Here is a 729-nt window from a genome sequence, read left to right as displayed (position 1 = left end):
GGCGTTTGCTATCGATCCCGCTGCTGCGACGGCAACGGGCACAGTGACAGAGGATGACGAGGTCGCGCCAACAACACCCATACGCCTCCAGGCCGAGGACTTTACCGCAGCGACCAATTACACCGTCGAAAACATCGGCGCAGCGGATGAGGGTCAAGGCATCCGGCTGCAGGGCGGTGAGTCGGGCACGGCCAGCTACGCGCTAGCCGGTGCGGTTGCGGCGGGCACTTATACCGTGATTGTCGGGTATTTTGACGAAAACGACGGCGAAAGTACGGCGCAGTTGAGCATCGGTAATGCCCAGGGCCAGAGCTTTAGCGGCGACTGGATCTTTGATAACGACGCCACCAGTGGCAATGCTGCTCAGGCAGCAAGCTTCCGCACGGTGACTTTCGAAAACGTCACGGTGGGTGACGACGCCACTCTGGACCTGGCAAGCACGGCGGCACCCTTCGAATATGCGCGCATCGACTATATCGAGTTTGTGCCCGCGGGAATTGTCGAGCCACCGGCGCCGACCTTGATCGGTATTTCCGATGCTGATCCGATGGTCGAAAACGGCGACGAGGGCACCACCACGCTAAGCTTCGGTCTTACCGCCTCGGAAGGCTTTAGCGGCGAGGTAGCCTTGAGCGTGGATATTGATGGGGTGGTCGAGCCCCGCACGGTGGTCTTCACCGGCGGCATCGGCAGTTTGACGGTTGACGTCGCCAACGATGATCAAGCCAA

General features: G+C 60.5%; 1 protein-coding gene. It reads left to right on the top strand.

Features of this window, described 5'->3' with window-relative positions:
* A partial coding sequence (locus tag E0L35_RS26410) for a hypothetical protein (protein WP_171051234.1) occupies positions 1-729 on the top strand: 729 nt, incomplete at both ends.

The organism is Halomonas sp. ATBC28 (assembly GCF_005937175.1).
Lineage (GTDB): Bacteria > Pseudomonadota > Gammaproteobacteria > Pseudomonadales > Halomonadaceae > Vreelandella > Vreelandella titanicae.
This window is presented reverse-complemented; position numbering and strand designations above follow the sequence as displayed.